Annotated in this window: 7 protein-coding genes; 6 read left to right on the forward strand and 1 reads right to left on the reverse strand. The window is 32.9% G+C overall.

The annotated features are described in order from the left end of the window. Nucleotides 1-281: 281 nt before the first annotated feature. The 4 genes from WBY99_RS02660 to WBY99_RS02675 all read left to right on the forward strand — a co-directional run bounded on the left by WBY99_RS02660 (nucleotide 282) and on the right by WBY99_RS02675 (nucleotide 3,959). Complete coding sequence (locus tag WBY99_RS02660; protein ID WP_423974801.1) at nucleotides 282-1,835, forward strand: aldehyde dehydrogenase family protein; 1,554 nt, start codon at nucleotides 282-284, stop codon at nucleotides 1,833-1,835. 71 nt (nucleotides 1,836-1,906) lie between these two features. Then, nucleotides 1,907-2,041, forward strand: a complete 135-nt coding sequence (locus WBY99_RS02665) for a GIY-YIG nuclease family protein (protein ID WP_423974802.1) — start codon at nucleotides 1,907-1,909, stop codon at nucleotides 2,039-2,041. Nucleotides 2,042-2,259: 218 nt separating this feature from the next. Further along, nucleotides 2,260-3,594 carry an L-lysine 6-transaminase gene (gene lat / locus WBY99_RS02670; protein ID WP_423974803.1) on the forward strand — a complete coding sequence of 445 codons (1,335 nt, stop codon included), beginning with the start codon at nucleotides 2,260-2,262 and terminating at the stop codon, nucleotides 3,592-3,594. Between the two features lie 122 nt (nucleotides 3,595-3,716). Beyond that, nucleotides 3,717-3,959 carry a putative signal transducing protein gene (locus tag WBY99_RS02675; RefSeq protein WP_423974804.1) on the forward strand — a complete coding sequence of 81 codons (243 nt, stop codon included), beginning with the start codon at nucleotides 3,717-3,719 and terminating at the stop codon, nucleotides 3,957-3,959. 161 nt (nucleotides 3,960-4,120) lie between these two features. Here WBY99_RS02675 and WBY99_RS02680 read toward each other — a convergent pair whose 3' ends face one another. Next, nucleotides 4,121-5,755: a helix-turn-helix domain-containing protein gene (locus tag WBY99_RS02680; RefSeq protein ID WP_423974805.1), complete on the reverse strand. Its 1,635-nt coding sequence runs from the start codon at nucleotides 5,753-5,755 to the stop codon at nucleotides 4,121-4,123. A 284-nt stretch (nucleotides 5,756-6,039) separates the two neighbouring features. Here WBY99_RS02680 and WBY99_RS02685 point away from each other — a divergent pair, with 284 nt between their 5' ends. Then, nucleotides 6,040-6,258, forward strand: a complete 219-nt coding sequence (locus WBY99_RS02685; protein WP_423974806.1) for a hypothetical protein — start codon at nucleotides 6,040-6,042, stop codon at nucleotides 6,256-6,258. A gap of 407 nt (nucleotides 6,259-6,665) precedes the next feature. Beyond that, nucleotides 6,666-7,879: thiamine pyrophosphate-dependent dehydrogenase E1 component subunit alpha (locus tag WBY99_RS02690; protein WP_423974807.1), on the forward strand; the 1,214-nt coding region annotated here is incomplete at its 3' end.

Genomic DNA, 7,879 nt, shown 5'->3' on the forward strand with positions numbered 1-7,879 from the left:
CGGTAAAAAAGATGAGACCACCGATCCCTACACGCCTAAACCACTTTTTAAATTTAGAATTTTGATCATTTTCCGGTTTGTGATTTTCCATTTTAAATTTTTCCCAAAATTACTTATTTATTTTAAATCTAAATAAAGCATTTATTGAAGGCTGAATTGATTATTAAATATCATATCTTTTATAAAAGCATGTTTTTGTAATTATTATTTTAATTGATTGCTTAAATTTTTCAGATTTGCGCAAAATCCTTATCTTTAGACCTCAACTTAATTAAAAAAATATGTCCAAGAAAAATAACGATTTCGGAATTGAAAAAACACTTAAAAATTTAGGAATTTCAAAAGAAAACAAAGGAGTTTCATCTGGCGGAAAATACTTTGCCAATGGCGATTTACTCGAAAGTTATTCCCCAACCGATGGCAAATTAATTGCCAAAATAAAAACAGCAAATTCAAAAGATTACGATAAAGTAATTGAAACAGCAAAGTCTGCTTTTCAAGAATTCAGAATGATTCCTTCGCCGAAAAGAGGAGAATTGGTTCGTCAATTTGGGCAGAAATTGCGTGAATACAAAGACGATTTAGGCAAATTGGTTTCCTACGAAATGGGGAAATCCTTGCAAGAAGGTTTAGGCGAAGTTCAAGAAATGATTGATATTTGCGACTTCGCAGTCGGACTTTCTCGTCAACTTCATGGTTACACGATGCATTCTGAAAGACCTGGTCATCGTATGTACGAGCAATATCACCCACTCGGAATTGTTGGAATTATTTCCGCTTTCAATTTCCCAGTTGCAGTTTGGTCATGGAACACGGCGCTTTCTTGGATTTGCGGAAACGTTACCATTTGGAAACCTTCGGAAAAAACGCCACTTTGTGGAATCGCTTGTCAAAATATTATCAACGAAGTTTTAAAAGAAAATAACCTTCCAGAAGGCATTTCGACAATGATTGTGGGCGATCACAAAATCGGCGATCAGTTGGTGAACGACAAAAATGTCGCCTTGATTTCCTTCACCGGTTCTACGAAAGTGGGAAGAATTGTTGGGACAAACGTTGCCAAAAGATTCGGAAAATCAATTTTAGAATTAGGCGGAAACAACGCTATTATTATTACCGAAAACGCCGATATGGATATGTCGATTATTGGCGCGGTTTTCGGTGCAGTGGGAACTGCGGGACAAAGATGTACTTCAACCCGACGATTAATCATTCACGAATCTGTTTATGATGAAGTGAGAAATCGTTTGGTAAAAGCGTACGGACAATTGAAAATCGGAAATCCTTTAGATGAAAATAACCACGTTGGTCCTTTGATCGATAAAGATGCGGTAAAACAATATCTTGATTCCATTAAAAAATGTAAGAAAGAAGGCGGGAAATTCGCAGTTGAAGGTGGTGTTTTAGAAGGCAAAAATTACGAATCAGGTTGTTACGTAAAACCTTGTATTGCCGAAGTTAAAAATTCTTACGAAATCGTTCAACACGAAACTTTTGCGCCGATTCTTTATTTAATCAAATATAAAACTTTAAACGAAGCAATCGCTTTGCAGAACGACGTTCCACAAGGTTTGAGTTCTGCAATTATGACTCAAAATCTTCGCGAAGCCGAATTGTTTTTATCACAAACCGGTTCCGATTGCGGAATTGCGAATGTGAATATCGGAACTTCTGGTGCAGAAATCGGTGGTGCTTTCGGTGGAGAAAAAGAAACTGGCGGCGGAAGAGAGTCCGGCTCCGATGTTTGGAAATACTACATGAGAAGACAAACCAACACCATCAATTATACCGAAAGCTTGCCTTTGGCACAGGGAATTAAATTTGATTTACAGTAAATTCTCTGATTCTACTAAAATTTAAAATATTAGAGATGTCAGTCTGAGCCTGTCGAAGACTTTTGAACAGAATGATATTCTATTATGTATATATATTAAAATGTTCTGATAATTCTTATTACACAGGAATTACAAAAGATCTACGCAGAAGAGTTGGCGAATATAATGATGGAGTAAACCCAACCTGTTATACTCATAAAAGATGACCTGTTCAATTGGTTTTTTCTTCCGAATTTATTGATGTTAATCTGGCGATTTTATTTGAAAAACAAGTAAAGGGTTAGAGTAGAAAAAAGAAAGAAGCAATCATAAACGGCGATTGGGATCAATTACCAGAATTATCTAAAAATAAAATGAAAAAATAAAGAAGGCTTCGACAAGCTCAGCCTGACAAAATTTAAAAGTAATTATAAAACTAAAAAATATGAATAACGCAATAGCATCTCATCCTGAACCAACCAATACGGTGAAAGAAACTTTGTCAAGACACCTGCTCGCAGACGGTTTCGATTTCGTGATGGATTTCGAAAAATCTCACGGTTCTTATATATATGACAGCAATTCGAAGAGAGAATTTCTCGATATGTTTTCCATGTTTGCTTCGGCTTCCATCGGTTACAACCATCCGTATTTAATGGAAAAATCAGCGTGGCTCGGGAAAATGGCGGTGAACAAACCCACTTTAGCAGATGTTTATTCCCAAGAATTTGCAGATTTCATGGACGTTTTCGAAAGAGTTGCGATTCCAAAAGAATTGCAATATTGCTTCTTCATCGAAGGCGGAACGATGGGCGTTGAAAATGCGATGAAAGCATGTTTCGATTGGAAAACCCGCAAAAATTTCGAAAAAGGAATTGATCATGAAGCCGGAATTTGTATTCATTTCAAACAAGCATTTCACGGGAGAAGTGGTTATACTTTGAGTTTAACCAATACTTCCGACCCGAGAAAATATCAATATTTCCCGAAATTCGATTGGCCAAGGATTATCAATCCACATTTGAATTTCCCGATTACTGAAGAAAATTTGGCAGAAACCATTAAAAATGAAAGTCTTGCACTTTTGCATATTGAAGAAGCAATTCTTTCAAATCCAGATAAGGTGGCATGTATTATTATTGAACCCATTCAAGCTGAAGGTGGCGACCATCATTTCCGTGATGAGTTTTTTGTGGAATTAAGAAAAATTTGTGATGATAACGAAATTCTATTAATCTTCGACGAAGTGCAAACTGGCGTTGGAATTACTGGAAAAATGTGGGCTTTCGAACATTTTTCTGCGAAACCCGATATTATCTCTTTCGGAAAAAAAGCGCAAGTTTGCGGAGTTTTGGCAAACAAAGAAAAATTCGATGAAATCCCAAATAATGTGTTTAGAGAAAGTTCAAGAATCAATTCTACTTTTGGCGGAAATTTCATTGATATTTTGAGATTTCAATTGATTTTAGAAGTGATTGAAAAAGAAAATTTGGTAGAAAATGCAAGAGTTGTGGGAGAATACTTACTTCTCGGTTTAGAAGGTTTAGCCCAGAAATATCCAAGTACAATTTCCAACGCAAGAGGAAGAGGTTTAATGTGTGCGATTGATTTGCCATCGGGAGAACTTCGCAACAAACTTATTAATTTATTGTATGAGGACGGACTGATTATTTTATCTTGTGGCGATCATTCCATCAGATTCCGTCCGCATTTAAATGTTACGACGACAGAAATTCAAATGGCACTCGATAAGATTGAAGCTGGTCTTGCGAAAATGTAATTGTAGAGATAAATTCAAGTACTTTTTTGTTTGTGTATTTTTGAATTTTTATTTGTTTTGATTCTTAACGAATGAAATACAATTGATTTTTGTAACTTTAACCATCGAAAACGAAATGAATTATGGAAAGAGAAACGAGAGTCGCGGTTTTTGAAAGTGAAAAACCCTCAGAAATTCAATTAGTGAAATCAAAATTAGATATGCAAAATATTGCAAGCTTTTTAAATGATAATTATATGTCTTTTACCACCACACCAACTGCAAACACCGTAAAGCTTATGGTGAATTTGCAAGATGAACAAAAGGCTTTTGAAATTATAGATAGGATGCTTAAAGAAACTGATTTTAACCATAATAATAACTAAAACCAAGTTCGTATTTTTAAATTTTACGTTTTACAGAAATCGAAATCTTGAAAAGGATTTCGATTTTTTTATTGTATCATTGGCATAAAAGCCATCCTAATCAATGAGGTTTTAAAAGAGAGAATCCCGAATGTTTTTGAAAAATATTAATTGGACGCAGGCTATAGCTTATCTTTCATCATTTTAATAAATACAGAAGGTTTTAAATCGAATTTCCTGCGGAAATGATCTGAAAAATTTTCAGCATTCGAAAATCCTGCTCTCGTAGCAAGTTCTTTTACATCCAAATTAATATATTTTATGTCATTTTTAAGATGATCGATAATATAATCTAAACGAAGATCGCTGATGTAAAGTGTGAAGTTCTTTCCTTTATAAGTATTGATAATTTTTGAAAAATAAGTAGAATTCGTTCCTAGTTCCTCGCTCAAAAGTTTTTGTGAAATTTGCGGATCGAGAAATTTGTTTTCATTTTCAAAAATCTCTAGTTGTTTTAGAATATTTTCAATAAAAAGAGGATTCAGACCGGGGATTTTATTATAAAATTCGTAATCGAACATTTGCTTTTGCTCAAAATCAGACGAATCTGTAATTAATTTTTCTTCCAGTAGATTTGCTTTATGATGTTGGGCAAAAATTTCTTCAAACCGTTTTTTATAATTTTGCTTTTCTTTATAAATGCGGTAACCAAAAAATAAGAAACCAGCCACCAAGAAAGTTAATAGGGTAAGGAAAATAATTCTTTGAGTTTCAAGCGTACTTTCAATTCTATTTTTTTCGGATTCTAGTTTTTTGGTATCATATTCTTTTACAATCCTTTGGTATAGATATTTATAGTTTTTTTCATAAGATCTATCGAGAAACATTAGTTTATTAATATACTCTAGTTGTTTTTCTTTATTTCCTGTGGAATTGTAATATTTAATTAAAACTTCATAAGCCGATCGGAATTGAGGATCGAGTTTTTGGGTTTTGTCGTAATGTTTATCGATTTCTTCCAGATATTTTATTGCCAACTTTTTTTTGCCAATATTCCAATAAGAAAGTCCTAAATAATAAACCTCGGTGTTATGTTCCCATTGATCATTATATAATCGAATAGCTTCAGATAATTTAGAAATGGCACTCTCATAGTTTTTCGAATAATAATCAATAATCCCTTCAGAAGTAATAAAATATGGAATGTATTGGGAAAGTTTATTGGCTTGAAGATAATCAAAAGCTTCTTTTAAAAGGACTTTGTTCTCTTTGAATTGACCCAATTTTGTATTGCAATCAATAAGACTCATCAGCGAATAAATATAATACATCTGATAATTTTTCCCCAAAGATGTTTTGTTCTGCAAATTATCTTTAAAAAATTTCAAACATATTAAAAGCTCTTTTTTAGCATCTTCATATTGCCCAAGATAAATTTTGTTCTGAGCAATGATGTAAATTGTTTTATTAAAGATATAAATATTACCATATTCCTGTGATAATCTATTGGCAACCAAAATATCATTGAGCGCTTTTTCATAAAATTCTTCAGACATACTGATATTGCCTCGATTAAGATAAGCATCAAGTAATATTTTTTTGATCTCAGATTTTTTACCTGTAATCAATGCGCTATCTGCATATTTTATATTTGAAGGATAAGTACTGGTAATACTTGCATATCGATAAGCATAAAATAAAGCTTCATTATTTTGTTCTCTTTTAGATTTTTTGATGTAGAAATTAATAAGTTCCCACATTTTTGTAGGATTATTACTATAGGTATCTATCTTTTTTTCAATTTCTTCATTGCTCAAATTTGAATTTAATACCGCTTGAGCATGAATATTTGAAAAAATATTAAGGGATAATAGAAGGACAATAGAGAAAATGTATTTCAGCTGCATAAAATCCTTAATGCTTGATTATTAGTAGTATAAGATATTTATATTCTTTTGTTTTGCAATTATACTGCTATTTTTTTAAAAAAACAGCAGATAATTTACAATATCCTTGTCATTTTTTATAAACTAACGGTTATTTTTTTTGCTTCATAACTGCTTTCTACAATACATTTGTCAAAATTAAAAGTATGAAAAAATTGACACTTATCATAGCCGTAGTTTTTACTACAATTGCTTTACAATCATGCAGACAATCTGATGATTTTTTATCACCTACAGAAGCAGCAACTTTAAAAAGAGTACAAGATTCTTCAAGTAATTCATTACAAAAGAACACTACTAATGTAAATACAGATCAAAACAATAGTGCAAATTTCGTGGAAGACGGAGAAATTTTACCGCCACCAAGAAAATAAGTACTTAATAAAATATTTTTTTTCATCAATTGTGTTTGTTCTTCCGTGGATTTATTCGCGGAAGATTTCTTTTTACAGTCAATTTCTATTGAAATTGAGCTAAAATAAACAAAATGACCGATGTGGAAATACAAATTAATACAGGTAAAAATAAATAATCTGCAATCTTTTAAAACTACAATTCGAAATTTTAGTTAATAGTCTTTTCTGCTAGAAAAGAGATTAAACAACTTATCAAAAAACAGAAATATACAATATAAAGGTTATCGTTTACTGTTGTATGTTAAACATATTGATTGTCAAATTTATAAAAAACGGTCAAAAAAAATAGAAAATTACCAAAAAATAAAATTTCAGATTTTAAAAATTCAATTCATTTATTTATCTTTGTGAAAATTCAGATTTTTATGGAAACCACTTATATAGAAACTCAGCAGATTACTTTTCAGGACTTCAAAAACCAGATCCTGGAAGATTATAAACTCGGGAGAATTTCCAGAGAAATGTCTTACCTCGGAAGAAGAGAGGTTTTAACTGGAAAAGCCAAATTCGGAATTTTTGGGGACGGAAAAGAATTGCCGCAATTAGCAATGGCAAAGGTTTTTAAAGATGGTGATTTCCGTTCTGGATATTATCGCGATCAAACTTTCGCCTACGCAATCGGTGCGGTGAGTGTTGAAAGTTTTTTTGCACAATTGTACGCCGATACCAATATTGAAAGAGAACCCGCTTCTGCAGGAAGACAAATGAATGGGCATTATGCAACAAGAAGTTTAAATGAAGACGGAAGTTGGAAAAACTTAATGGCGCAAAAAAATATATCTTCTGATATTTCCCCAACTGCCGGACAAATGCCAAGATTATTAGGATTGGCGCAAGCTTCAAAAATATATAAGTCAGTAAAATTTGAAGGTTCAGAAAAATTTTCAAACTCAGGAAACGAAGTTGCTTTCGGAACAATTGGCGATGCTTCCACTGCGGAAGGACATTTTTGGGAAACTTTGAACGCCGCTTGTGCGCTTCAAGTTCCGATGATTGTTTCAATTTGGGATGATGGTTACGGGATTTCTGTGCCAACGCATAACCAAAGAGCAAAAGCAGATATTGCCGAAATGCTTTCAGGTTTTCAAAGAAAAGAAGGTGAAAATCAAGGTTGTGAAATTATTCAGGTGAAAGCTTGGGATTATCCATCGCTGTTAGATGCTTATGCGAAAGCCGAACATTTTGCAAGAACAGAAAGTGTTCCTGTCGTTGTTCATGTGATCGAAGTTACGCAGCCACAAGGACATTCAACTTCTGGTTCTCACGAAAGATATAAAGATGAAGAGCGTTTGAAATGGGAAGGCGATTTTGACGGATTGGTAAAATTCAAAGAATGGATTTTAGATTATTCAATCGAAATTGAAGGTGCAGAACAGCAATTAGCAACGGCCGAAGAATTAGATCAAATAGACTCTGAAGCAAAGAAATTTGTGAAAGACGGTCAGAAAAAAGCTTGGGAAGATTATCAAAAAACCATTCAGGATTTGAAAAATGTTTTGCTTCCTTTAGTTGAAAATTTAAAATCTCAAAACGCCGAAGTTTCAGCTGAACTCGATAAATTCAATAAAGTGATTTCTGT

This window comes from Kaistella sp. (genome assembly GCF_049588135.1).
Lineage (GTDB): Bacteria > Bacteroidota > Bacteroidia > Flavobacteriales > Weeksellaceae > Kaistella.